The organism is Sulfobacillus sp. TH-112, from assembly GCF_057473405.1.
In genome coordinates this window covers 1-25,151 of sequence record NZ_JBYCKN010000025.1, presented here as the reverse complement: position 1 = coordinate 25,151, position 25,151 = coordinate 1, and the positions used below count along the sequence as shown (strand labels likewise).

The window sequence follows — 25,151 nt, the reverse complement described above, 5'->3', positions numbered from 1 at the left end:
CGGCGAACACCCTGCCATTGTCGCCTATCGCACTTGAACGAGTTAACTTGCACGAGTCAGACTTTCACTGACAAGAACTGCGACCTGCCGGTCGCACAGACCGACCGCCTCATGAGCGGTGGCCGCAAGGTGCGTATAGCCCCCATGAGCCTCGACAGCGCGACGAAATTCTGCCAACAAGGAGTCCATGTGACGAATCGCATGTCGTTTATGCGTCACCGCCCGTTGGCGGGTCGCGTTTTCCTCGGGGTAGTCGCGGAAGACCTGCAACTGCGCCGTACGAAATCTTCGCGTCACCATGCCGATAGTGTGTCGCATCGTGGTTTGGCTGAGTGCCTCATCCCGGCGTAGAGGCCATGGTCGAGGATCAGACGGCAGCATTCCGGCCATGAGAATTATGACCTCCCTAGTTCAGCAAGTTGCTGGGCCGTCACCGGGTATTGGTCGGCCAAATCAATGAGTTCCGCGAGATGCAGGACCGGCAGTGTCTGGTTGAGGCGGCTAAGGCGTCCCTGGAGATGCACTAAGCATCCCAGATCTGCACTGGTCAACGCCAGCGCTTGGAACTCTTCGACAACATCCCCTATGGTTTTGAGCTTGGCATCGGCGAGTGCCGTCGATACTACCGGTTCTGTCATGCTATACGTGCCGCCGAAGCCACAGCATTGATCCGCATCGACCGGTTCGACCAGAGCGATTCCACATGAGTGCATGAACTCCTGTGCCTCACTATGTGCGCCCATAAGGCGCCGCATGTGACACCCTATATGATAGGCCACGGGAACCTCCTCTTCCGGTATATCCTGCGGCCGTGGTGCCGCGCTCTCTTTCAACCACCGCGACAACTCCACCACTCGCTCACCCACTCGCTGAGCTCGTTCCTGCCATCTCAATGCGTCATCTACGGTGTTACCGCCAGCGAGCGCATCGTCATAGAGAAGCCCTGGATAGGTGTGACTCACCATCGCAGCGCAAGAGCCCGAGAGGGCGACAATCGGCGTCTCTCGGGATTCAAAGGCCTCGACAAAGTGACGGGCGAGAAGCGCGGCTTCATGCTGATATCCCGCGTTATAACTAAACTGTCCGCAGCAGGTCTGTTCCCGAGGAAATTCGACATTGCACCCGCGGCGCTCTAAGACGCGCACGGCCGCCATCCCGGCAGAGGGGCGAAACACATCGATAAGACAGGTGACAAAGAGCGCGACATTGTCCATAGCGTCTCACCTCCCCGAAGGTTCCTGAGCCGCACCGATCTCTGTCACTAATTCACCTAGGCCCTCAATCTCCACCGTCACCGTATCGCCGTCCTGCAACCATTGGCGCGCTTTTTCTGGATGCCCTAAAATGACTCCTTCTGGCGTTCCGGTAAAAATGACATCACCGGGTTCGAGTGTCATAAAGTGCGATAAATAGGCGATCAGATAGCGGCAGGAAAAAATCATCTGATCGGTATTCGAATGCTGTACCGTCTTGCCATTGCGACGCGCCACAATGTTGAGGTGAGACGGATCCTGCATCTCATCGGTCGTGACAAGATAAGGTCCCATGGGTCCAAACCCTTGGCAGGCTTTCCCGAGAAGCCACTGGCTGGTGCGAAATTGTAAGTCGCGGGCCGATAGGTCATTCCCGTTACAATAGCCCAAGACATAGTGAAGCGCCTCCGCCTCGGACACATTGGCACAACGGCGACCGATGACAATGACCAATTCGGCTTCATAATCCATCTGATGCGCCTCAATCGGTGGGTGAACCCGGGTCTGGTGTCCAACCAACGAATTACCGAACTTGGGGAACAGCACCGGGTGAGAGGGTAGCTCCATGCCTGATTCAGCAATATGAGGACGGTAGTTGAGTCCCACACAAATCACCTTATCCGGTCGCGATGTCGGAGGACACCAAATTTCTGGCTCTCCATCAGGGGCCATTCCGGATCGCTTAGCCCACTCCACATCGGACCTTAAACCATCCAACGCTTTATCGCCACCCGCTAACACATCCGCCATTGTCATGACCGGAGATGAGGTCTTTCGGGAGCTTTTGGCCAACGTACTGGCTCGATAGATCCCGGCCTCACTCACCACCGCTAATTCTTCTTGACCCTCATACTCTCCATTCGCGATTTTCATGCTGTGGCCTCCCTCTCTGTGTGTCTCATACTGGCATCAACCTCGATAAGGTCCCGCTTTTCGTGAAGGCCCTGCCCCACTTAGCACGCTCACTGTAAATTGACAAAAAGTCCCCCATCCACCAAGATGTCGGCACCATTCACATAGGCAGCGTCATCCGAAGCCAAAAACGCGACCACCCCCGCGATGTCCTCGGGGCTTCCCAAACGGCCTAAGGGTATTCGACTCACATCGCTTTCGCGCTGACCCGGCACATCGTAATAGGTCCGGTTAATGTCGGTCAAAATAGTCCCCGGTAAAATCGAGTTACACGTAATTCCATACGGCCCCAATACGATGGCAAGCGACTGCATGAGGGAGCGAATACCCGCCTTTGTCGGGGTATAGTGCGTTTGAAAACTTCCGCCCACCAAGGCCGAAATGGAACTCATACTAATAATACGTCCACCTTGCCCCTGATCGCGGAAAATACGAGAGGCCTCCTGACTACAAAAAAACGTTCCATTGAGATTCACATCTTGCACCTGTCTCCAGAGCGCTTCGGTCATATCAAACCAATCGACAAAAGGACAAATGCCAGCATTATTCACCAAAATGTCCAATCGTCCCCACCGGCCCATTGCCTCCGCAAACAACAACCGCACTTGGTCCCGCTGGGAAACATCCGCCGCTATGGCGAAAGCTTCCCCACCAGCCTCCTCAATCTCGTGCACCAGTTCATCGGCCGCATCCCTCTCCCCGGGGTGATTTACGACCACCCGTGCCCCTTCTCTGGCTAAGCGCGCCGCCACGGCGCGACCAATCCCCCGCGACGATCCCGTTACCAGAGCCACTTTCGTGCTCAATCGCTTCTCTTCGACGCTCGATGTCATAGGCTGATCCTCTCTAGTCTCATCTCAGGATTAATCCGGACCCCAAATCCCGACGATTCCGGAAGCTTGAGACGCCCATTAACCGGAACGGGTTCATCCACCAGGAGCGGCGAAAACATCGGTACGACCTCGCTGGCGTCAGGATGCATCATCAAAAACTCCCCAAAGGGGCTATTGGGCCGAGTCGCAATGAAGTGGTAACTATAGACACTCGAGCCATGCGGAATCGTGAGGACGTTATAGGTGTCAGCCAACGCCGAGATTTTCATCAATTCCGTGAGCCCGCCGCACCAGGTCACATCGGGTTGGATAATATCAACGCCACCCATTTCCAACAACAGGCGAAATCCATAGCGCGTCGATTCATGCTCGCCCGTCGTTACTAAGACGTCAGATCCTATCGCTTGGCGTAACTCACGATACGACCAGTAGTCATCGGGAATAAAGGCTTCTTCCATCAACTTAAGCCCCAGAGGGGAGAGCGCCCGACCCAGCCGTATCGCATAGGGTAAATCCAAGGACATATAGCAGTCATACATCAGCCAGAAATCTTCTGAGACCGCATTACGCATTGTTTCCATGAGCGCCACATTGTTCCGAAACCCGGATTCTCCATCAGATGGGCCAAACCGGAGCGGCAACTTCCCTCCGATGAACCCCATCTTTTCCGCTAAATCGGGACGGGGGCCGGTCGCATAAAACTGAATCTCATCGCGTACCAATCCGCCCAGTAAGGCATAGACGGGTTCTTGACGGAGGTGGCCCAGCAAATCCCAAAGGGCCAAGTCCACCGCTGAAATGGCGTTCATCACAAGACCCTTCCGACCATAAAAAAGCGTCCCGCGGTACATCATGTCCCATATCTTCTCCAGGTTCTCGACCGGTTGACCAACCACAAACCGTTTGAGGTGCTGCTCGATGATCCAACCCGCAGGCACTCCGCCAGTACTCACGCCCACTCCGACCGTCCCATCATCGGCCTCAACCTCCACAATGACGTTGCCAAGCACATCAATGCCCCAGGAGAGCCGTGACTCTCGATATTCTGGATATCGTGTCATCGGATTGGCGATTCTCCCCACAATCCAATGTCCTTCCTCCTGGCGATGATAGTCAGCGCCCCCGGCATCTGCGAGTACATAGGCACGCACATCCACAATCTTTTTCAAGTCAACCCCTCCCCGCCTTATCCCAATTGCAACAGAATCTTGGCAAACCGAGCCGATCCGTGAGATTGTTCTTGAAAAGCGGCATTTCCATCCTCTGCCGCGCGCACATTCAACCAGTCTCCCGCGCGATCTAAAAATCCCGCATTAGCCAGCGATACGGCGGTGCGAAACTCCTCATCGGTATAACAGAAGGAACCGCAAATCTCTACTTCGTCGCGCACTATGGCATTTCCGGGAATGGTCGACTCGTTTTCGTGAAGCCCAATAAATACCACGCGGCCCCCGCGCCGAACCAAGTCAATCGCATGGGCTCGCGTGGCGCCATAGCCCACCGCGTCCACTACGCGGTCCACACCCTCCGGTACCATCCGCCTGACTTCGGACGCCACATCCTGGGTACTGGCGTCCACGAGGTCCGTCGCACCCCAATCGTAGCCGTGATGCAAACGAACGCCGTTGGTGTCCACCAAAATGACCCGCATCGCCCCACCAGCCCGCGCCACTTGGGCCGCCATTAAGCCAATAATCCCCGCCCCGATGACTAACACCGTATCACCGAGTGTGACATCCGCCTGATTAATGGCGCGTACCGCACAGGCGAGAGGTTCCACCATCGCCCCATGCGCGGGATCATTCACCGCATAGCACTGGCGCGGAGGGACAGCCACCACTTCACCAAACGCTCCTGAAAAATCAATGCCAATGATCTGGCGCGATGCACAAAGCTGCCGCTGTCCTTGTCGGCAATGGCGGCAGGTACCGCAAGAGATGAGAGGATTGACGGTAACCATCGCCTGTTTGGATAATCCCACTTCGGGCGCATCATCGAGCAATCGAGCAGAAAATTCGTGCCCCATGATTAAAGGCGGCCGACGCAGCTCATTATGGCCCTGATACGCGCTCACTTCTGATCCACACACACCCACCATCAGGGTCTGCACTCGTACCCACCCTTCTGGAACAGATGGTTTTTCCTCTTCCACCCAAGACATTTCATTTACGGCCGTCCAACGTAGAGCTTGCATACTCCAATCCCCCTCATATGGCTATTGATCGTTCACTCTCATCAGACTCCAAGCCTCGGAAGGCTCATCCGACCACCTGTCCTCCAGGATACTTGATTGACGTTTTAGGATCATACAGTGACACGAAGGCATCTGACTGGCGTAGCCGGTCATAGGCAACCCGACACTCTTCGAGCGACTCCATAATCCCAAGTGGAATGTTCTTCTCTAGGTTCTCATAATAAAAGGCAACATCGGACACCGCCACAATGCCTTTGGCTGTCTTCACTTCGACCGCCAGCGAACTGCGATGATGCGTTCCTGCCCACCAGGTGCGAATGCCGGGAACCACCGTATCTTCGTCCTCCAGCAGCCGGATTCGCTGCTGTGGCCAGGCGTCAATCAGCAACCAGTGCAATAATCGGTCCGGAACTGCCATGGGTCGGCGAGCATCAAAATGCTTTGGCGCTACAAGGTCCACCCACCCTGTACGCGAAATGCAAATTTCAGCGCGCGGGAAAAGATCAATGCCGCCAATGGCGTATGCTTGCAATGGCGTGACAATCACGGCATCAATGTCGTCATATGAGAGGCCCCATTTTCTCAATACCTCATGGAGCGCACCGGGATGGGCTACCGCAATATGCGCCTTTTCTCCCAGTTCCTCGCGCCACACCGCATTCATTCGATCCAAATAGTCCTCCGGCGGACCCGAATTGACTAAAATATTCTTGCCATTACCCTGAATCAGTACCACATGAATTTCCATAGGCAACCATTCATTAAAATGCTGCATCCAAAAAACTTCTGGCCCCGGGACCGACCCGAGACTCGCGACCACTGCCGTCGATACCGAATAGGGCTGCATAATACCTCCATGTTCTTGTGCGTGAACTTGAGTTCTGTTATACACTTCTTAAAGTATATTCTCCATGACCAGAGAGAATCCTGCTCCACCCAATACACATCTCTATCGATCGCAATAGCTGTCAAAGGACGTGTGATTTCATGGTAAAATCAGCCGAACGCGTGGCTCAGATTCTTCAACTACTATCAGACCATCCCGACGGACTCCTCTATTCCGACCTGCAGCGCGCACTCGACCTTCCCAAAAGTAGCATCCATGCATTACTGGATACCTTAGTCACCACAAGGATGGCCTCATTTGATCCAGAGAATAAACGCTATAGCTTAGGGCCGCTAGTGTGGGAACTGGCCATGTCCTATTCCAATCAATTGCAGCTTGTGCCTCTGGCGCTTCCCCACTTGCAAACACTGCGAGATGTCTGTGGCGAGACCGTGCAATTGGCCATCCTGGATAATCGCGAGGTGATGTATGTCGCGAAAGTAGCTTCACTCCATCCAGTCCAGTTAGTCTCTAATGTGGGCAGCCGACTACCCGCCTATGCTACAGGGATTGGTAAAGCTCTCTTGGCGTCGTTATCCACGGGCGAAGTGCAACGACTCTATCCCATGGCTGACCTAGAGCAATATACCGCTCACACCCACCGAACCACCGCACAATTAATGGAAGACCTCGCGGCCATTCGACAACGGGGCTATTCCATCGACCATGGTGAATATAGTCCTGGGGTATACTGCTTAGCCGTCCCTATCCTCGACGCCGACCAAAAGCCTAAAGCCGCCATCAGCATCTCGATGCCGGTGGAACGACACGATAGCGCGCGCGATGACCTCATGGTGCAAAGACTGATTGAAGAAAGCACAACCATCTCCCATAAGTTGGGCTCCCTCCATCCCTCGGATTGGCGACAGCAATAAGATAAGACCCCCGAGCGGTGCCCGCTCGCCGATTCCCCACGACCACTCAGAATGAGAAGCGGGTTCTTCCCGCCTCTCACTGGGTAATAAACATCACGGAACCCCTAATTGGACGATACCCACCAATAGTTGAACTGAGGAATGCCTGTGGCTTCGTTCGAAAATTTTACCGTCCCATGCACGTTTGGCAAATGCACGGCCAAGCTTCCCAAGTTATTGTTCCATAGGAATGGCAGTTGGTCGGCGGTATACTTTTCATATTTGTCAAAGACCGCTAAGGTTTGAGCTTCTGTGGCATACGGAGTATGAATCGCCTTGATTAGCGAATCTTCCTCCTGATTGGAGTAGCCGTATCCTAAGGGAGCATTGGTCGCAAATAACTGGCCACCCGACGGATATCCGGAGTAGACTTCTCCAATCCCGGTGAATATTTGCCAAGCCTTCGGGGTCTTGGGATTAATGATGCCCGGAAGCGATGAGAATGGTAATCCCCGCAAGCTGACGGAAATGCCTTCCTTCTGCCATCCTTCTTGCATCAGTTCGGCTTCTTCCGTGGAGGCATCACTACCACTCGCATAAATCATGTTAAACTTCATCTGTTGGCTTCCCCGAGTCAACACTCCATCTTTCAAGGACCACCCGTGCTTTTCCATGAGCTTCAATCCCTTGGCAGGATTATAGGGGTAGGGCGTCCCCACGGAAGGATCCCAGAACTTGGTCTTCGGTATCGACGGAATGGGCCCACTGATGGGTGGCGCATATCCGTTATAGATATCCTTATCAACCGCTGGCTGGTTAATCCCCATTTGCATCGCTTGACGCACGTAGAGGTTATCGAAAATTTTGTACGTGGTACTCCCCGGCTCCATGTTCAATCCGGTGTAAAATATCGCAAATAAGTACTGTGGCGTAATGACATCGCCCTGCGATGTCAGCCGTGATCGAGCCCCGTATTCACTGGCGTCCAAGTATCCTACGTTCACATTGCCGGTCTTTAAGGCGGCAAACTCGGCCGCGTTCGACCCTTCATACACGAATACGAGCCGATTGACTCGCGCTTTATGCCCGGAATACTTCTTGTTTGGCACCAGCACCCATTCTTGATTCGAGACCGACTTTTCGAGTTTAAACGGTCCATCCACGACCGTATCCAACGACGGGCCAGTTCCTGACTGCCCTAAATATTTTAATTCCCGAGTCATATTCTTATGGATATCCCATTGTTGCGCCGGCATGGGCACCAGTTGCGACAACCCATTATAGATAAACCAATCTTGATTGGCCGGTTTCTTTAAGGTAATGGTCAGTTCGTAAGGATTATTTGCCACGACGCTCTGAACCCCACTGGGAATATCTCCTGTCCCAGCATTGACATACGGCCAGGGTGACGGCGCATTAGTCGCGGACGCGGCTTTAATCACGTCCCAGGTAAACAGCACATCTTGAGCGGTCACTGGCTGACCGTTTGACCAGCGCCATTTCTTGTTTAATGTGACCCGATAGACGGTTCCAGCATGATTGGACGTCACACTACTGGCCACCGACGACTGCCAATCAATCTGGTCATTCGCATTAATCCACAGAAGCGGCTTATATAGCATGTCAATCAATTGAAAATTATACGTGGAGTCAAAACTCGCGGTCGTCACCGGTATAAACCAGTTTAAGTTCGTCTGCGGAGGCAGTGCATAGGTGATGGTGCCCCCCGATTGCGGAGAATCACTGGCGGGCTTCTGCGCCGCTTGGGTGCTGCTTCCACACCCCGCTATCACCCCAGCCAATCCCAGCATGACAACCGTTGATGAAATGATCTTCATGCGATGTCCCATCGCGGCTTTCCTCCCTCGAAATACCTACTCAACGTCACGTCCCTCAGTGTGTGCGAAAAATTTTCTCCGATGAGCATGGAGCCCCACCGCTCCTCACTCAAAGCTACAAACCCTCTTCGCCCCTAAAATTTCCATAGTTCCCATTTGTGAACTTTGTTTCACAATTGTTTCTTCGTGGATAATTCGCCATGAGTCAAGGTATTCCCTTCTTTCATTACACCGCAATCCATAATTATTTGTGACCTCTCACGGGAAGCATCCACGAGCCTTCCCCGCCTTGACACCGCGAACCGATTCCGGTTTATTAGAAGTGATGACCCCCCCACCCCTTCGCCTTCTCATTCATTCCATCATCCGACCGTTTTTCGTCATACGAAGGCGGGCGAGCCCATACACATCGGCCCTTGGGGCTCGAAAGCGAGGATACCAATGGACACCAATCACCAACAATTTGCAACGGGGAGCAGCCCAGCTTCCATTTTTCCTCTACTCTGGCTTCACGGTGAAGACTTCCCTACTATAGAACGAGAAATTGTCGCCATTCACGAGATGGGTTGCGATGGATTCGTCATCGAATCCCGCCCACACCCTGACTATCTGGGGAATCAGTGGTGGGAAGACGTCACATTTTGCTTAAAGACCGCTCAACAGCTCGGTCTCAAAGTCTGGTTATTTGACGAGAAAATGTATCCATCCGGAGTCGCCGGCGGACTTGTGGTCAAAGCCCGTCCTGATCTCTCCCTGCAGGTCCTCACGCAAAGAAGTTATATCGTTTCCGGCCCGCAGAACCACTATCAAAGAAATGTGCGCGGTTTTACACGTGACTGGACCGACCTCGTTACGGCTGTCGCTGTCCCCGTCCTCGCCGATGGAATCCTTGATGGTCAACATATGGTAGACCTACGGCCCTATATCGAGGCATCCTCCCGCACAATGACATGGGCGGTGCCTGACGGCGATTGGCGACTTATTTTTGCCGGCACGCAGCCCCAATGGTCGGGGCGCTCCGTAGGGGAGTGCATCGACTGGCTCAACCCCGAGGCGGTCGAGACCTTTATCGCTCTCACTTATGATGCGACCTGGGAGCATCTTCAACCCTATTTTGGAAACACCCTACTGGGATTCTTTGGGGATGAAACCAGTTTCGAAAATTTTGCCGGATATGAATCTCTTTTTGGAGAAGAAACTCCGGCTATGCCGTGGACCAAACATCTACTGACCCTCTTTGAAGAGACTAAAGGCTACGACATCTCACCCCATTTGGCTGCACTCTGGTGGGATCTTGGCTCTTCAACAAACACCGTCCGCTATGACTATATGGATGTCCTCACTCAGCAGTTTAGTCGGGCCTTCTTCCAACGCATTCAGACATGGTGTGCCGACCATGACGTGCAGTTCATTGGACACCTGGTGGAAGATAACGGAGCCCACGCCCGCCATGGCTATGGTCCCGGACACTTTTTCCGTATGATGCAGGGCTTTGATATCGGTGGATATGACCTCGTGGCTCAGGTCTCTCCGGGGCAAACCGAAGGGCCACTACATTGGGGTCCTTGGCGCTGGGATGCTGGGTTTTTCTATTGGTCTCTGGCCCGCCTGGCGCGGTCATCATCCCATCTTCAGCATGGCACGGCGACCACGATGTCCGAAGCCTTCGGCGCCTATGGATGGGGACTCGGACTGCGAAATATGTTTTGGATCACCAACTGGATGCTGGTGCGCGGCACCACTTGGTTTGTTCCCCACGCGTTTAGCCCTCTATTCCCGGATCCTGATTGCCCTCCGCACTTTTTTGCGAATGGAGAAAATCCTCAATGGCCCTGGATGGCACGGTGGTCGACACACGTGCACCGTATTGGCCAGATGCTCGACGGCGGAACCCATATCGCTCCCTTAGCAGTGCTCTATCCCGCTGAAGCGGAATGGTTTGGAGATACTCCTCTGCTTGATCAGGTCGGCGAAGTTCTGGCAAAAGCGCATTATGACTTTGATATTGTCCCCATGGACTTATTAAATGATGTAGATTGCTCCTTAAGTGACGGGAAGCTTCACATTCAAAACGAGGCATTTTTGGGCCTTGTCGTGCCTGGTCTATCCTCGTTAAACGCCCAGGTGGCCGAATTTCTTGCTGCCTGTGTGCGATCAGGCGTAAAGGTATGGTACGTGGAGTCCATTCCGGACCGCAACTGGCATGGGGAGGATGGGCTAGTTCAAAACGCGGTGCATCAATCCTTATTAGAAGGCGCGTCTTGTTGCCCATTAGAGGAATTAGCTCCGGACGTCGCATCAGCCATCTCGTCCGATGTGACGGTGCGCCATTTTCCCTTGCTACAACACTATCATGTGCGACGCGACCACACCGAGATATATTTTCTCTTCAATGAAAGTACCGAGGACACCATCAGTCAGTGGATTTCATTAACCGGCACAGGACAAGTAGAAATCTGGAACAGCGATACTGGCACCGCCAGTGAAGCTCCTTGTTACCAGTCTCAGGAAAACAGCACGCAACTATTTCTCCACCTAGAACCCGGTGAAAGCACCTTGGTGACCATAGATGCCGAGAGTTCACCGGTAAGACCATACTTGGTCTCCATGGATGGAGAGAACGTTCACCGTATGGAGAATGGAGGCATTCGTCTGTGGAGTGAAACCGGCGGCCTGCACACCTGGACATGGAATACGGGAAAAGTCGGTCAGGTGACATTCCCCACACCTCCACCTGTGCATCCCCTTCTCGGCCCCTGGCATCTCAACAAATCGTCGGATGACACGCTGACCATCGATACGTTACAGGATTGGGAGCAATGGTTCCCTGCATATTCTGGATCGATTACCTATCGCACCACATTTATCTGTCGTCCCTGGGCGGATGAGATTGTGCTCCATTTGGGTGATGTCTGGGACATTGCTAAAGTGGCCATTAATGGCCACAGGCTGGAGGCGAAATTTTCTCCGACCTATCAATGGATTGTGACTCCTTGGATAACTTCTGAAGAAAACGTCTTGGAAGTCACCGTCACCAATACCTTGGGGAATCGGTTTCGAGAGGACTTGTTCACCAAGGACACTCCCATACGTTCGGGCCTGTATGGACCCGTATCCCTTCAGTATTGGAATACCGAGACTATCCTTATTGACCAATAGCAACCGGATCGAGGGGAACCGTCGGCATGGGAACCCCTCGACCCGAATTGTAACCCTGCGACATTGGAGAAGTGGTGCCAACCTAAACAATCCTCCCAAGGACAATATCGTGACCAAGGTTAATAGACACATCTACTCCATGATAGTGAGTTCCATTGTTGCATATTGTCCAGGATGCAGAAAATCACCCTCCGCATCAGTGTGGGGATTCTGGGAAATCGCTGCGCTTTGGGTAAGGCATTACCGTAGGGATTGCGTGTTTGCGGCGAGACGGCAAGAGATGCCTGCGGAGCGACCGGTTCTCTCAGATATCCCGTACCGCTCATAGCGCCCATCCACACATGAGGTTTTCTACACACCGCCTTTTTTAGGCAATGGGCTCCATCCCCTCACTCGAACGCCAAGCAGAGGAACCCTCCCTCGAAATGTCGGGTCGCTATGTCAGACGCCTTCGGTGAGGGAGAACGCAACGACGATTTTTGTACCAAACATTTTACAAAACTTGTCCCCTCTCTTCGACAGGATTTGTCACGAACCATCTGCTATTGTCAAATTACTACTGATAGCTCCAAGGAGGGCCTGACATGACACAACAAGAAGCCATATTGCTCGACAATATTGCTGAATTGTCAGAACAAATTCGCGAGCTATATAATGACCATCACTGCTTAACCGAGGTTGCATTGGTAGAGCGATCGCAAATGCTGGATCAACTCATCGTGCAATGGCACAAGCTGCATCAAGAGACCGGCCAAAAGAAGTAGGTCAGTCCACAAAATCCCTCGGAAACGCTTCTCGCGCCTCACACCAATCCTCTCCACTGCGATGACCATGAAGAGCGGTGGGGACGCGAGAAGCACATTCTCTAGCTCATCACACATGACCATTCATCCGCTGAATTCGTCCGGTGGATCCACTATCCCAGCGCCGCTCCCGTACCGGATTTCGACGGCAGCACGAGACGAATGTGAGGACGGCGCCCCCCAATCATTGCAAGAACCTGGACAACGATAGATACTCTGAAATAGAGTCTCTAGGAGGTCCACCGATCCTTTAGGTCTTCCGCGTCTCATCGCACGCCCCGCATAGATAGCGGCACCTTCCGTAGGGAAAGTGAGACATCGTGGCATGACCTCAACAATCACTGAAGCATCTTTGTCATGATCGCCCGCCCTCCAGTCCCATGTGCCGATATGGGTCGCACCCTGCCAGACATGTCATCCCGCCGGATGCGATACCCATTAGTCGAACTTTAGACATTCCCAGCCGATCATATCCTGCTGCTCGGCGGTTCGGTGAAATCCCAGTTTCTCCAGGACGCGGATGGAGGCAACGTTGTTCGAGAGACAGTTCGCGGTAATATGTCTGACGGTTGCTTGGTTCCAGACCCAATTGATGAAGACACGCCCCATCTCCGTGGCATATCCATGCCCCTGGTATGCGGGTATGATATCGTAGCCAATTTCGACCCGCCCTTGGTCATCAGGAACGGTTTTGCAGCCCATGGAGCCAATCACGAGACGATCCCCGGTATGGATAATCATGCCGCTCCATAAGCCATAGCGGGAATCGCGACGTATATTAGTGAGGGTGGTCGGTAACACAAAATGACGCACCGGGTGATTCGGGAACCCCTCGCCGAGAGTAACCCCCAATAACGGAAATAGCTGCGATGGATCATGCAAGGTCGCCTCAATCCGCTCCGCAGTCCACGAAACCATCCGCAACCGCTCTGTAATCAGTTCTGCCAATGTCATTCGTCCCCTTATTGGTGCCACTGGGGACTTTTCGTCTCTCTCAGTGGCGACCAGATGTCTTTTATGAGGTGACGAAACACGAAAATCACAGGCATTCTCCTCTAACATCGAACTGTGGTCAGAATAGCGAAGGCCTGCCCATAGATCAACTTGATTTGAGGTGCTTTATTCACCGTTGCCGCGCCAAAAGTTCTTGGGGCGGAATTTCATTGTCGAAACATTGCGCAGAGAGGATATCGACGATCTTCCCATCTCTTCTCAGGACTGGCTAACCTCAGTAGTCCAGTGGAAAAGAGACGACAGGCGGTGATGAACCCACCGGCCATCTCAATATCCATATTGTGGCATGGAAACAAATCGGCAATAACTTGCCATCACACTAGGCTCACTTCGAAAGACATTAAAGGAGTCTATGCACATGGCAAATACACGAAAGATTGTGATGTGGTCGGCCGGCGGCGTTCTGGTGATATTGATAGGGTTCATTGCCATAGGAAAATTGACCCAGCACAAGACCACAGGATTTGGGGCGGCCACCGCCTCCCAATACCTCGCAGAACATGTGACACACGGTTCCTTTTCAGGGAGTGTCACAGCCAGCGGCACCATCGTCCCCACCACAGAAGCCACCATCGAGTCCCCCAGCACCACCGGAATCTCCCAGATTGGGGTTAAGCTTGGACAAAAAGTGTCGGCTAACGCATCCGTCGCGACCCTCGCCAATGGCGCGTCGGTCGATAGCCCCATTGCCGGTACGGTGGTCTCCATTGCCGAATCCAGTGGAAATTATGTCACGGCCGGCGAAACCATTGCGACCGTCGCCAATCTCAGCACACTCTATGCCTCTATCACGGTTCCAGAAGAATCCATCACGCAGGTCAAAGCGGGGCAGTCAGCCACTATCACCCTACCGTCTTTACCCGGAAAGAGCTTCACGGGAACCGTCGTCAGTGTGGGCGAGTTAGGGTCGTCCAGTTCGTCCGGTTCCGTCACTTACCCGGTCAACATCGCCATTACCGCTCCCAGCGAGATCCTTTTAGGCATGTCGGCTAGTGTGTCTATTGACACCGGAAATCTTACCAACGCCCTATACGTCCCGACATCGGCGATTGAGACCGTCAACGGCCAAGATGAGGTTCTCGTGCCCCAAAAGAATCTTCCCACGCCCTCGTTTAGTGGTTTTGGCGGAGGAAGCGGCGGCAACGGCTACGGCGGATTTAGCGGCGGTGGATTTGGTGGTACGAGCACTCACGGCTCATCGCGTAACATTGACCGCACTATTCCTGTCGGGGTGAAAGTCACTGTCGGTCTCAGTAATGGTACCGACACCCAGATTCTTTCCGGACTGTCCAAAAACGAGCAAATTCTAGTACCGACGGCGACCAGTGCGACAACCACAACAACCCACGGAGGCGGATTTGGGGGAGCATTTGGTGGTGTGGGCGGCTTCGGTGGCATAGGAGGTTAGGCGCACATGAATTCCCTCATCGAACTCGATGCTATCTCAAAGTCCTATCGTATGGCCAATGAGACAGTGCCAGTATTGAAAAACCTCACTCTGCGCGTGCCGAAGGGTGACTATCTCACCATTATGGGACCATCGGGGTCAGGAAAGTCCACCCTCATGCAGATTTTAGGATGTCTTGACGTGCCCACGAGTGGCGCCTACTACTTTGACAATCAGGACCTCACGACTCTAAGCGATAGTCAACTGACCCCCATTCGTCGCCACAAAATCGGTTTTGTGTTTCAAAGCTTCAATCTCATTCCGACGCTTTCCGCATTGGACAATGTTGCGCTCCCACTCATGTATCTGCATGTGCCCAAATCGGAGCAACGTGAAAAAGCCCGTGAGGCGCTCAGTCGGGTGGGACTCAAAGACCGGCTGCACCATCGACCCAGTCAGCTCTCCGGAGGACAACAACAGCGGGTCGCGATCGCTCGCGCCATCGTCTCCCATCCTCAACTGATCTTGGCCGACGAACCGACCGGCAACCTCGATACCCATACGGGGAAGGCGGTGCTGGATATCTTTCAAGAACTGTCGCACACCGGACACACCATTATTATCATCACCCACGATCGTGAAGTCGCCCAGCATGGTAAGCATACGGTAGAAATTCGTGATGGCGTATTTGTGGGATCAAGCGAGGTGCCAAAATGATTGGACAGTCCATCGGAGTCGCGTTTAAGTCGATCTGGACGAAAAAATTGCGATCGCTCTTAACCATGCTCGGCGTCATTATTGGGGTAGGCGCTGTCATTGCCCTCATCGCGTTAGGCTCAGGGTCCGGAGCCTCCATTGCCAACAATATTCGCGGTCTCGGTTCAAACCTCATTGTGGCCAATGTGGGCGTGAGCCCTCTTGCGACCACCAATAGCTCCAGTCTCTCCACAGCCACTCCGCCACCGCTCACCGCGGCCCAAGCCAATGATCTCGGGGACATGAAGGGAGTCAGCGGAGCCGCTCCGGTGATGACCGACAGCGGCACCTTAGCGGTCGGAACGGAGAGCACCACCAGCCAAATCATTGGCACCAATGCGAAGTACTTAACCATTATGGGCTATCATGTCGCCGAAGGGCGATTTCTGTCGCCTCTCGACGTCAGTGCCGCCAATTCGGTCATCGTACTCGCGTCCAGTGAAGCGACGTCTCTCTTTGGCCATACCGATCCTGTCGGTAATACCGTAAGCTTAAATGGCGTCCCCTTTCGCGTCGTTGGAGTGTTAGCCGCAAAGGCCAGCGACGCAGGGGACAGTAGCGATGACTTTGGAGCCATTCCTTGGACTACCGCTGAGACTCTTTTTGGGTCAAGTGCTGGCATTACCACCGTTGATTTATCGGCGGCAACCCATGCCAACTCCACTCAAGTGGTTACGCGCATCGAGAATAAGCTCTTTGCGTGGCTAGGCTCGCCTAATGACTACACGGTAACGGCACAGTCTCAAATCCTCTCGACTCTTAGCAGCGTGACGAAGGAAACCACCTTATTGTTAGGCGGTGTAGCAGGCATCTCCCTCATTGTGGGCGGCATCGGCATCATGAATATTATGCTGGTCTCTGTCACAGAACGCACTCGAGAGATTGGCATTCGAAAGGCGATTGGCGCGTCGACGGGTAATATCCTCTTTCAGTTCTTGATTGAATCCTTGGTGTTAGCGGGCGTCGGAGGCCTTCTCGGTGTGGGCGTGGGGATCTTGGGCGCACATATCATGCATGCGAGCTTTGGCATGTCAACCATCGTCTCCCCGGATATCCCGCTCCTTTCATTTGGATTTGCTTTGGCAGTCGGACTCATCTTTGGGCTCTGGCCCGCCACGCGCGCCTCGCTCTTGCGCCCAGCGGATGCGTTGCGTAGCGAATAGCGGTGAAGGCGGGATGAGCGCCTCACTCGGTTCGGCTTAATCCCGTCGCAGCGCGAATCATTATCGGTATCTAATCAGAAAGAAGGAAGCCATATGACAAAGTCAGTTAGGAAATCCACCCATTTTCGGTATTGGTGGTCACTCGGGGTCAGTGTTCCTTTAGCGGGATTGGGACTCTTTCTTTCCTGGGGTCACCCACACCCGAAAACCGTCCAAGCAGCCAGCCTCACGTCAGCGACCGTTCGTGTCGGTACCATTACCAAGCAGATAGCTCTGAAAGGCTCCGTGGTCAGCCTTCAGCAAGTCGCTGTGAGTTATAGCGGCGCCACCACGTCGGTTGCGAAGGTCAACGTGTCGACCGGCAATGCCGTGACATCGGGAACCGTCTTAGCCACCATGGCGAATGGCAGCACGCTGGTCTCGCCGTTATCGGGAACGGTGGTAGCCATTGATCTGAACGCCGGCGACCTGGTGCCGAGTAGTAGCAGCACCACCACCTCCACTGCTCCCAATACCTCTTCCAACACCAACACCAGCAGCGGAGGCTTTGGACACGGGTTTTCCCGCGGGGGAGGGACGACTACCGCGACACCCACACAAGCGATCGCGACGGCACTCTCGCCGCTTTCCATCACGGTGGCCAACATCTCCGATGTGGCTATCAGCGCTAACATCTCGCAGCTTCAAGTCCACGACATTGCCGCCGGCGATGCCGTCTCCGTAGTCATTCCAGGAGAGCCGGGCATTCTCTATCATGGCACTGTGTCGGAAATCGCGATGACTGCGTCAGACAGTGGTACTTCGGTCAGTTATCCCGTCAATATCTCCTTAACGGTGCCTAAAGGTGACCCTATCCCACTTCCGGGCATGTCGGCCCAACTTGAGGTAAACACCCAAGAGGCTCAGGGTGTCACCATTCCGATCACGGCCGTCTCGCAAACGGCTCACGGTCAATATACGGTGAAACTGGCTTCGGGTCGCACACAGCCAATCTCCGTCGGGCTCACTGGGGTCAATCGCGTGATTGCCTCCTCGGGGCTCAGGGCGGGTGAGAAAATTCTGGTCCCGGCATCCTCGAGCATCAAAAAGCCCCAGGTGACAGTGGAAGTACTTCCCAGTGCGTCCCCATTTGGCGGTTCCGAGCAAGGGGTGACGCTAGGCGATTAGTGGCAGTATAAAGTGCCGCACATTAAGTCCAGGTCAGATTTCAGGAACAAATATCATGAGATATCCACAGTTTGCCATGAACATCGCGCGCCGATATTCATTACCAAGAACGGTCCTGGGGACTTCAGAATCGTCCTATGCCCGACGGGATTGGCCGCCACTGTTGTATGCGAGTTATGGACTTCACGCGAGGCTTCTGTCATATCGAAGCGCGATGAGTTGAGCCGATGCTGGCATAAGAAGCGAAGGTGCGGCGACCACACCCCACACACATCCTCTCTTTCTCCGTGATCCGGATTATCTATTATGGCCACTGCCTAAGATGTCGGCAAACGGAGGAGCCGCTTTCGTCCGCCTCCAGCACGGCTTGTACAAACCAAAAGGCCCGCGTGGCCCGTCGCAGCACCACCCCCCCGAAAAGCCACCGCTCTTCTTCGAAGACACCAAGAAATGTGCCGCGAATCCTGTCAGAAACGGTGTATTCCAGTGTCTCATCTGACATCTTCGCCCCACATTGCCCTTTTTTTGACATTCTCCCCCATCATTGGCAGGTGCGGTATAATTTACGGGTTAACCAACCGGAATTGAATAACGAAAGGACGATCCCGATGCACGAAGATGCCACGATTGCTGATATGATTCAAAACCGACGTTATGACCAGGCCCGAGGGATGGCTCTTGATCGGCTGCGCAGCAGTCGTATGGATGCGCAAGCTTGGGTCTTTCTCGGACAAGCCATGGTCGGAATGAAAAAGGGCACCATGGCCGGAAAGAGCTTTGAACGGGCGTGGTTACTCGACCCGTTTGCCAATTGGATTCAAAAGGCGCTCTATGATGTGCGTCACACCCCCGCCGGCTCTCAGGATCCCCAAGTAACCCGCGCCCTGGATGTGCCTCGCGTGACCGTCAGTGCCTGTATTTTGACTCACAACAGCGCCAGGACCATTAAGGCGTCGCTCACAGCGCTTGACGGGGCGGTTGACGAAATCATCGTGGTCGACACCGGCTCGGAAGACGAGACCGTAAAAATCGCTGAAGAACTCGGAGCCACCATCTATCGTTACGAATGGAAGGACGACTTTGCCGCGGCCCGCAACCATGCGCAATCCAAAGCACGACACAACTGGATTATCCATATTGATGCCGACGAAATCCTCTTCCCCGATGATCGCCCCAACATCCGTCTTGCAGCAGGACTGCTACAGGCCACCAACACCTCAGTGAATATTCTGCAGGTTAACCGCATTGGAGACCAAACCAGCGTGCAACAAGCGGGACGCCTCTATCAGCGGTCAACCGGCCAACATTGGATTTATCCCGTTCACGAGTTCTTGGAACCGCGTGAGGGATATCGTACAGCCCGTCTTCATCTCCGACCGATGCGCATCCGTGTAAGTCATGATGGATATGACCCGAGTGTCTCTCCCGTTCAAGAAAACATGGAACGCAATGTCCGCATCATCGCGGAAGCACTCGAGACCGCCCCCCAGGATCCGATTTTGCACTACTATCTCGGCCGCAATTATCTCTCACTAAAGGAACAAGACAAGGCTATCGCCTCGCTCGAAGAAGCGGACCGTTTAAGCGGCGATAATCCCGATTTGGCGATCATTCCTGATTTACGAAAAATCCTCTATACCATCTATTCCCGTCAAGGTCACGGTGAGCGGGCGCTACAAGAAGTGGAAAAGCTGGTGTCAGACCGTCCTGATTATCCCGATGGTTGGTATATTCGTGGGGCCATCTATAAGAATCGAGGAATTGTGCCCGAAGCCGAACGCTCCCTCAAACGCGCCATTGAAACCCGCTTTACCTATCGCGGTTCGGAGCCGTTTGATGTGGCAGTAGACCAAAAGGCACGGCAGTTGCTTCAAGAGATGGGATTTCAAGCTTAAAATGTCCTCCATTAACCAGGTTAAGTCCCTCGCGGCGGGAAAACCGTGAGGGGCTTAACCGTCTTCTTGACATCACCAAAGGGGAAGGAAAGTGCCCTCTAAAAAACCCCAGGGCGACTCACCGTCCGCTCTCGTGATGAGCGGCATCGTCGGTCAGCTAGAACGATCTCTCAAACAGTCTCCAGTGTCCACATACGATAAGGGACACAGTGTCTCTGAGCCGTGACCAGTTCCTGAATTTTTTCCACAGCTCTAAAGAGCCTAACTGATCAAAAGCCGTCCATAATCGATGGAGTGCAGGCGACATGTTGACGATCGCAGCTCGAGCCACTGAAGCGACCAAAGCCGTATATCGCACGGAGCAGAATAACTAAGTAAGGTGGTTTTCTTTTCGCTTGTAGGTTAACCTTTTCGGCGTCTTACGCCATGAATGCAGTGCGTGTCCGTCGCTTCTTGAATACCATCGCGTGGACCACTAGATTCGGGATGTGCGCGATCCTTAATGCACAATCCACAATATTCACGTCTTTCCACTAAGGTAGGCCCACGCCCCGCCTTGCGACGGTCCCCACAACATGGACAATACCAATAGTACATGTCACCAGCTCCTTTTCTGGAACCGGGATAATATTATACCATATATTGACACACTTTGTCCAGTCATGGTCTCCCTTATGCAAGATAACGTCAAAGTCGTGACGTAAGCCATAGCGATTTTCGGGAGTCGGGCCTTTGATAGAGAACCCAACGAGGTCAGCCGAGAACGGCCACCTGGCGCCCAACATGGAAGTTAACCGGTCGTTTACGACCGCGAAAATATCGCATGGATTCCGCAGGGAATTATGGGAAGAGTAGGCGTGCAACCTGTTGCGGATGTCGATGCAAGTAATGCTCGGCGCGTTGAATATTCGGCACCCGCACGTCACGGAGCAAGCTAATGGCCGTATTACGCAAAGTGGCCATGACACGCGGCCCATTCTCTGTGCGCACTTGAGAGCGGTCTTCATCATAGACCACATCGCGAACCCAGTGGAGACGGGTCTCGATGCCCCAATGCCCGCGAACGAGGCACACGACCGTCGCCGCATCGGCCGGATCCGGGGTCAGACCGGGATAGTCCCGGGCGTTCGGTGGTGCTACCGGACATCACATCTTTGAAGATTTTCTCGCATCCGGCTTAGTGAAGTGCGTCTTCCTGGAGGGCGAGCGTTTGATCGGCCGTCGAGACCCGGGCATAGCCGATTAACAATTCTCGAGAGTACCGGGTGCCACCATGGCCACCCCAGTCCGGGTAAAGTCCCCCTGGTTGTAGGTCATCACGGTGGCCTCCATCCGTAGGGCCGCAGCGGCAATGTGACAATCCACAAAACCGGGGCCACGATCCCACATCAAATCGGCCGCTCGCCGGGCGTCTTGATGTGGCACAGGGACCACATGGAGTCCTGCGATGAGGGCCTCCGTTCTTCGCAACTCATCCTGTCGAACCATCCGGAACAATTCCGACACGGTCAACGCCGAACACAATAGCTGCCCGTCGGAGGCCGCTGCCTCCAACCAGGCGACCGCATGGACCTTACCGCGCAACACCCAAACCAGGACGTCGGTATCCACCATATACCGGGTCATTGCGGGAACCGTTCCTCGTGGGCCCGGAGCTTCCGCATGAACTCCACCAATTCTTCCACCGTATCGGGAATTTCCTCATGATCCTTCCATGCCCCGGCAGCTTCTCGAATCGCCGCCAGTTGGTCCCGCCGCCGGATTTCATGGCGTACCGCCTCAATCACAAACTCCTCGGGTGTTTCGGTAGCCACCCGTTGGACGGCCTCCGCCAGATCAGTTGGCAAAGAGACTGTAAACGATTTTTCGATGGTCACTCCCATTCCTCCTACCTCTTTGTTTTGTCCTTTTTCCGACCTCTGGCGCAATCTTGCAAGGTTTTTCGCTTCGGTTCCCTCTCGAACGCTTCCACCACCGACATCACGTTAGCGAACCCTACCATGTCTCACAGCACCCTTTTCGCACCTAAAAATTGGAAGAATCGGGTATTCTTCTTCACGGTGACGACTTCCGTACGGGTGGCTCCGTAAAGACGGTTAGCGGCATTTGGAGTGCCTCCAAAATGGCTCGCAAGGTGGCATGAAAAATCGTCGGGAGGGCCACCGTACGCTGGCCTGTCGCGGTCTGGGTCACCTGAAGACTCTCCAGATGGCGCACGATTTCGTGCCCGGTGGGGTTTTTCAGCACGCGACGGGAGGGCGAGGGGATGACGACCGGGGCGGCGCGGATGCGCCGCTCGACCAGACTATAAAGAAGACAGGCTATCAATAGCACGTAGCCTAACGCTTCCACCCGCTCCGGCTTTTTGACAAAGAGCGCATCGACAAAGAGAGGATCCTTCAGAAAGTGAAAGTGCCGTTCGACATGCACCTGACCCTTGTATTCGGCCAGTAAAGCCGCTGACCTCCACGCCGGACCACTCTGCCCACTGGCGCGAAATTTCTGCACCCGCTCCCACCATAGGTTCTGTAAGGCCATCCGCTCGACGGCTGTCATCGTCCTACCACTCCTTCACGGCGTATTCACCTCAGTATGGATCTGCACGATGCACAGTGGTAGGTGGGGACAGATTGACGCTTACAAAAAAGCGAGGGGATCCGCGGTCGGTTCGAGCGAATAAGCTGTTATGATGACCACGGACATTTTTTGGAACGCCTGGGGAATACCGTCGGCCCGCATTCCAGAGCCCTGGCGTTTTCCTTTCCGAAACTGTCGCTCTATGGTGATTGTATCGACCACGTGTGGAACCAGCACCTGCGTCACCGATTGGACCTTTAAGCGCCGCAGAAAAACACAGGCTATACGGGAAAACTTATCTCATCCAGTTCTTGCGCGATGGCACATTCATGCGCCTTTTGTTCGCGAATCAAGCCATTTGCCGACACTTGCTGAGACAAGTCGAGAAGCTCGCGCCAGCCAACTCGCGCGACTAGTAGAGATCCTATATCGGTTCTATACTTTCTGCTATTGGTATGACCCGCGCCGGGTTCCCCGAAAATTTTGTCCGTCAGAACCGATGAGCGCCGTCGCTGACGGCAGCAGCTACAGGACGCTGAATACTTCCGCGAGCATCCACAGCCTTCCCTAATGCCAAGCATGCCGCGACGCGCCCCTACTCTCCGCTTACGACGAGACTACGGGCCTTTTGCGGTTTTCGTTGAAATCATGCCAATCCTTGGAACCGATGACCACATCTAAGATCGTAGCCGCGTTAGCCAACCCCGTGCCAAGATGCAGTATGGCAAAATTAGCTCCTTCGCGGATTGGTAAGAATGCTTCCTGTATAGGAATATCCTTGGCCACGATAGATATATCTTCCACGCGATTCCCATTCAAAAAGCTTAAACTTAGCAAGGGTGGCATCGGCCGATTTACCTTTATTATCCCGGTTGTAGCAATAGTCGCTAGGGATAACGCTCCGCCGATTGACTTCAGGATACTTTGTACATACCCGGTCGATTATTTCCTCCGTGGTAAAAACATCGCCAACAGTAACGCCCGTGAAGGCGATTCTAACTTTGTCTAAAATTGTCAATTCCATATTGCTTCCAGCCATTGGGGACCCACCCTTCCCTATTTTGGGGGTATCCTACGAAAAGCGCCTCCGCCATTCCCCCACAGGCTGAAGACTCTACCGCACAGCATATTGACATAATCTTATATGCGGCAACATACCATAAGTTAAGGCACGCCGTACAAAACCCTTCGGGCTAGTGCACTCTACGTACTCAAATACGCAAGTACCATTCTAAAGACGGACCATGAATTCCTGCCGCAACCTTTCATTTCTCAGCAATTCGTCAGGGTCATCGGATAGTCGCATGAAAAGCAAGCCCGATACCAAACCACTACCAGAGACATGCTCTAAGACCTTTTCGAGCGAAAGGAAGAGGTATCTTCACAATAGTAGCTTGCACGGTTTGAGCCGAGAGAACTTAGGATAGTTGGCTATGCTAGTTCCGTAAATCTAGACGCTCTTCGCGGCCAGAAAGTTGGAACGTCTCAGTCTCCGGGTTTCGAAGCCGCCTAGGCCTGCGGCTGACTCCATGGGGAACCGTCCGCGAGGTCATTTTATGACCCGTGACGTTGAATAAAATTCCGCTCAAGTTACCGTCGGCCCTGGTCACGCAACGCAGTAATAGTTGCAGACTACTCGTCAGCCAACAGATAGTCCATCCTCCGCGCGGCCTCCACTTGCATGTTCGGTAGCAAGTGGCCATCGTGCTCGAAGCGCCTCACTATCACGTTCCGTTACCCATCGGGTGGCCGTTGGTGGGTTTCCTTGTGTTCTACGACATCGTCCTCTGGTTGACGTGGCGTTTCGTCGATTTCGTCACCTATGGCACCACCTTAAGTCTCATTGCCATGGGTCTCGATACCCTTTTAGCCGCCCTGGTACTACTGCAATTTGCCTTTCCCACGAATACCGATTCACCCGTTCTCCTTCCTCTTATGTTCTGATTGTTGCAGAACTCAAGGTCCGTGTCCATTGTGAGACATGTTGTTTTGAGACCCGAGCAACAGAAGACCGCGCGTCGCCTCCTCAAGAAGTTGCGTCAGGAGAGCTTGCCCCGTCTTGAGAAATATGAGCAGCAACAGGCGATCTGCGGGGATCGCAATAGCTCCAGCCAGACCGATCCCGATGCCACTTTTATGCGCATGAAAGACGACCATCTCAACATAGGGCATCTCAAGCCGGCCTACAATATCCAAATTGGCACCGAAAATCAATTCATTGTCGGGTACAGTGTGCATCAACGTCCCGGGGATACCCTCTGCTTGATTCCGCACTTGGAGCATGTCCAGCAGCAACTGGGGCGGATGCCTGACGCTATCGTGGCGGATGCCGGCTACGGCAGCGAAGAAAATTATGCCTATCTTGAGCAGCACCGCCGCACGGCGGTGGTCAAATTTAATACCTATCGCCTCGAGAAAACCCGAAAGTGGCGACCACAAATCAAGCGCGTAGAGAATTGG

General features: G+C 53.7%; 24 protein-coding genes and 1 pseudogene. 10 read left to right on the top strand and 15 right to left on the bottom strand.

Annotated elements, in window-relative coordinates; translation table 11 throughout:
• Positions 1 to 42 precede the first annotated feature (42 nt).
• From ACOJWD_RS01765 to ACOJWD_RS01735, 7 genes are all read right to left on the bottom strand, one after another.
• The gene (locus tag ACOJWD_RS01765; protein ID WP_486991505.1) at positions 43 to 390 is read right to left on the bottom strand and encodes a hypothetical protein; all 348 of its coding nucleotides are present in this window, start codon (positions 388 to 390) and stop codon (positions 43 to 45) included.
• A gap of 5 nt (positions 391 to 395) precedes the next feature.
• A complete protein-coding gene (locus tag ACOJWD_RS01760) occupies positions 396 to 1,214 on the bottom strand; it encodes a (Fe-S)-binding protein (protein ID WP_486991504.1) in 819 nt (272 codons plus the stop codon).
• Positions 1,215 to 1,220: 6 nt separating this feature from the next.
• The gene (locus ACOJWD_RS01755; RefSeq protein ID WP_486991503.1) at positions 1,221 to 2,126 is read right to left on the bottom strand and encodes a fumarylacetoacetate hydrolase family protein; all 906 of its coding nucleotides are present in this window, start codon (positions 2,124 to 2,126) and stop codon (positions 1,221 to 1,223) included.
• A gap of 89 nt (positions 2,127 to 2,215) precedes the next feature.
• A complete protein-coding gene (locus ACOJWD_RS01750) occupies positions 2,216 to 2,998 on the bottom strand; it encodes an SDR family NAD(P)-dependent oxidoreductase (RefSeq protein ID WP_486991502.1) in 783 nt (260 codons plus the stop codon).
• Complete coding sequence (rhmD, locus tag ACOJWD_RS01745; RefSeq protein WP_486991501.1) at positions 2,995 to 4,167, bottom strand: L-rhamnonate dehydratase; 1,173 nt, start codon at positions 4,165 to 4,167, stop codon at positions 2,995 to 2,997. The genes ACOJWD_RS01750 and rhmD overlap by 4 nt, the downstream gene beginning before the upstream one ends.
• A 17-nt stretch (positions 4,168 to 4,184) precedes the next feature.
• On the bottom strand, positions 4,185 to 5,192 hold the full coding sequence (locus ACOJWD_RS01740; RefSeq protein WP_486991500.1) for a zinc-binding dehydrogenase: 1,008 nt from the start codon (positions 5,190 to 5,192) through the stop codon (positions 4,185 to 4,187).
• Between the two features lie 64 nt (positions 5,193 to 5,256).
• A complete protein-coding gene (locus ACOJWD_RS01735; RefSeq protein WP_486991499.1) occupies positions 5,257 to 6,039 on the bottom strand; it encodes an MBL fold metallo-hydrolase in 783 nt (260 codons plus the stop codon).
• 140 nt (positions 6,040 to 6,179) lie between these two features.
• Here ACOJWD_RS01735 and ACOJWD_RS01730 point away from each other — a divergent pair, with 140 nt between their 5' ends.
• On the top strand, positions 6,180 to 6,953 hold the full coding sequence (locus ACOJWD_RS01730; protein WP_486991498.1) for an IclR family transcriptional regulator: 774 nt from the start codon (positions 6,180 to 6,182) through the stop codon (positions 6,951 to 6,953).
• Between the two features lie 104 nt (positions 6,954 to 7,057).
• Here the strand turns inward: ACOJWD_RS01730 and ACOJWD_RS01725 are convergent, their stop codons facing one another.
• Positions 7,058 to 8,782, bottom strand: coding sequence for a peptide ABC transporter substrate-binding protein (locus ACOJWD_RS01725; RefSeq protein ID WP_486991497.1), 1,725 nt, complete (start codon positions 8,780 to 8,782; stop codon positions 7,058 to 7,060).
• A gap of 429 nt (positions 8,783 to 9,211) precedes the next feature.
• Between ACOJWD_RS01725 and ACOJWD_RS01720 the strand changes: the two genes are divergently transcribed.
• Together ACOJWD_RS01720 and ACOJWD_RS01715 are read left to right on the top strand one after the other, a co-directional pair.
• On the top strand, positions 9,212 to 11,929 hold the full coding sequence (locus ACOJWD_RS01720) for a glycosyl hydrolase (RefSeq protein ID WP_486991496.1): 2,718 nt from the start codon (positions 9,212 to 9,214) through the stop codon (positions 11,927 to 11,929).
• Positions 11,930 to 12,513: 584 nt separating this feature from the next.
• Complete coding sequence (locus ACOJWD_RS01715; RefSeq protein ID WP_486991495.1) at positions 12,514 to 12,693, top strand: hypothetical protein; 180 nt, start codon at positions 12,514 to 12,516, stop codon at positions 12,691 to 12,693.
• 477 nt (positions 12,694 to 13,170) lie between these two features.
• On the opposite strand, the gene ACOJWD_RS01710 is transcribed toward ACOJWD_RS01715, so the two are convergent.
• A complete protein-coding gene (locus ACOJWD_RS01710) occupies positions 13,171 to 13,680 on the bottom strand; it encodes a GNAT family N-acetyltransferase (RefSeq protein ID WP_486991494.1) in 510 nt (169 codons plus the stop codon).
• 424 nt (positions 13,681 to 14,104) lie between these two features.
• Here ACOJWD_RS01710 and ACOJWD_RS01705 point away from each other — a divergent pair, with 424 nt between their 5' ends.
• The 4 genes from ACOJWD_RS01705 to ACOJWD_RS01690 all read left to right on the top strand — a co-directional run bounded on the left by ACOJWD_RS01705 (position 14,105) and on the right by ACOJWD_RS01690 (position 18,219).
• A complete protein-coding gene (locus ACOJWD_RS01705) occupies positions 14,105 to 15,154 on the top strand; it encodes an efflux RND transporter periplasmic adaptor subunit (protein WP_486991493.1) in 1,050 nt (349 codons plus the stop codon).
• A gap of 6 nt (positions 15,155 to 15,160) precedes the next feature.
• Positions 15,161 to 15,850 carry an ABC transporter ATP-binding protein gene (locus ACOJWD_RS01700; RefSeq protein WP_486991492.1) on the top strand — a complete coding sequence of 230 codons (690 nt, stop codon included), beginning with the start codon at positions 15,161 to 15,163 and terminating at the stop codon, positions 15,848 to 15,850.
• A complete protein-coding gene (locus ACOJWD_RS01695) occupies positions 15,847 to 17,052 on the top strand; it encodes an ABC transporter permease (protein ID WP_486991491.1) in 1,206 nt (401 codons plus the stop codon). The genes ACOJWD_RS01700 and ACOJWD_RS01695 overlap by 4 nt, the downstream gene beginning before the upstream one ends.
• A 93-nt stretch (positions 17,053 to 17,145) precedes the next feature.
• Complete coding sequence (locus ACOJWD_RS01690) at positions 17,146 to 18,219, top strand: efflux RND transporter periplasmic adaptor subunit (RefSeq protein WP_486991490.1); 1,074 nt, start codon at positions 17,146 to 17,148, stop codon at positions 18,217 to 18,219.
• Positions 18,220 to 18,523: 304 nt separating this feature from the next.
• Here the strand turns inward: ACOJWD_RS01690 and ACOJWD_RS01685 are convergent, their stop codons facing one another.
• On the bottom strand, positions 18,524 to 18,721 hold the full coding sequence (locus tag ACOJWD_RS01685; RefSeq protein ID WP_486991489.1) for a hypothetical protein: 198 nt from the start codon (positions 18,719 to 18,721) through the stop codon (positions 18,524 to 18,526).
• 106 nt (positions 18,722 to 18,827) lie between these two features.
• Between ACOJWD_RS01685 and ACOJWD_RS01680 the strand changes: the two genes are divergently transcribed.
• A complete protein-coding gene (locus ACOJWD_RS01680) occupies positions 18,828 to 20,114 on the top strand; it encodes a glycosyltransferase (RefSeq protein ID WP_486991488.1) in 1,287 nt (428 codons plus the stop codon).
• 840 nt (positions 20,115 to 20,954) lie between these two features.
• Here the strand turns inward: ACOJWD_RS01680 and ACOJWD_RS01675 are convergent.
• The 5 genes and pseudogenes from ACOJWD_RS01675 to ACOJWD_RS01655 form a co-directional block, all read right to left on the bottom strand.
• Complete coding sequence (locus ACOJWD_RS01675; RefSeq protein ID WP_486991506.1) at positions 20,955 to 21,221, bottom strand: transposase; 267 nt, start codon at positions 21,219 to 21,221, stop codon at positions 20,955 to 20,957.
• 135 nt (positions 21,222 to 21,356) lie between these two features.
• Positions 21,357 to 21,740 carry a PIN domain-containing protein gene (locus tag ACOJWD_RS01670; protein ID WP_486991487.1) on the bottom strand — a complete coding sequence of 128 codons (384 nt, stop codon included), beginning with the start codon at positions 21,738 to 21,740 and terminating at the stop codon, positions 21,357 to 21,359.
• The gene (locus ACOJWD_RS01665; protein WP_486991486.1) at positions 21,737 to 21,991 is read right to left on the bottom strand and encodes a hypothetical protein; all 255 of its coding nucleotides are present in this window, start codon (positions 21,989 to 21,991) and stop codon (positions 21,737 to 21,739) included. The genes ACOJWD_RS01670 and ACOJWD_RS01665 overlap by 4 nt, the downstream gene beginning before the upstream one ends.
• 178 nt (positions 21,992 to 22,169) lie before the next feature.
• Positions 22,170 to 22,574 (bottom strand): annotated as a pseudogene (locus ACOJWD_RS01660) (IS1634 family transposase); the annotation flags it as partial.
• Positions 22,575 to 23,421: 847 nt separating this feature from the next.
• Complete coding sequence (locus tag ACOJWD_RS01655; protein ID WP_486991485.1) at positions 23,422 to 23,730, bottom strand: DUF7225 domain-containing protein; 309 nt, start codon at positions 23,728 to 23,730, stop codon at positions 23,422 to 23,424.
• A 665-nt stretch (positions 23,731 to 24,395) separates the two neighbouring features.
• Here ACOJWD_RS01655 and ACOJWD_RS01650 point away from each other — a divergent pair.
• Both ACOJWD_RS01650 and ACOJWD_RS01645 read left to right on the top strand, forming a co-directional pair.
• Positions 24,396 to 24,635 (top strand): hypothetical protein, encoded by a 240-nt coding sequence (locus ACOJWD_RS01650; protein WP_486991484.1) that lies wholly within the window; start codon positions 24,396 to 24,398, stop codon positions 24,633 to 24,635.
• Positions 24,636 to 24,680: 45 nt separating this feature from the next.
• Positions 24,681 to 25,151 (top strand): transposase (locus tag ACOJWD_RS01645; RefSeq protein ID WP_486991483.1); only part of this gene is annotated, 471 nt, incomplete at its 3' end.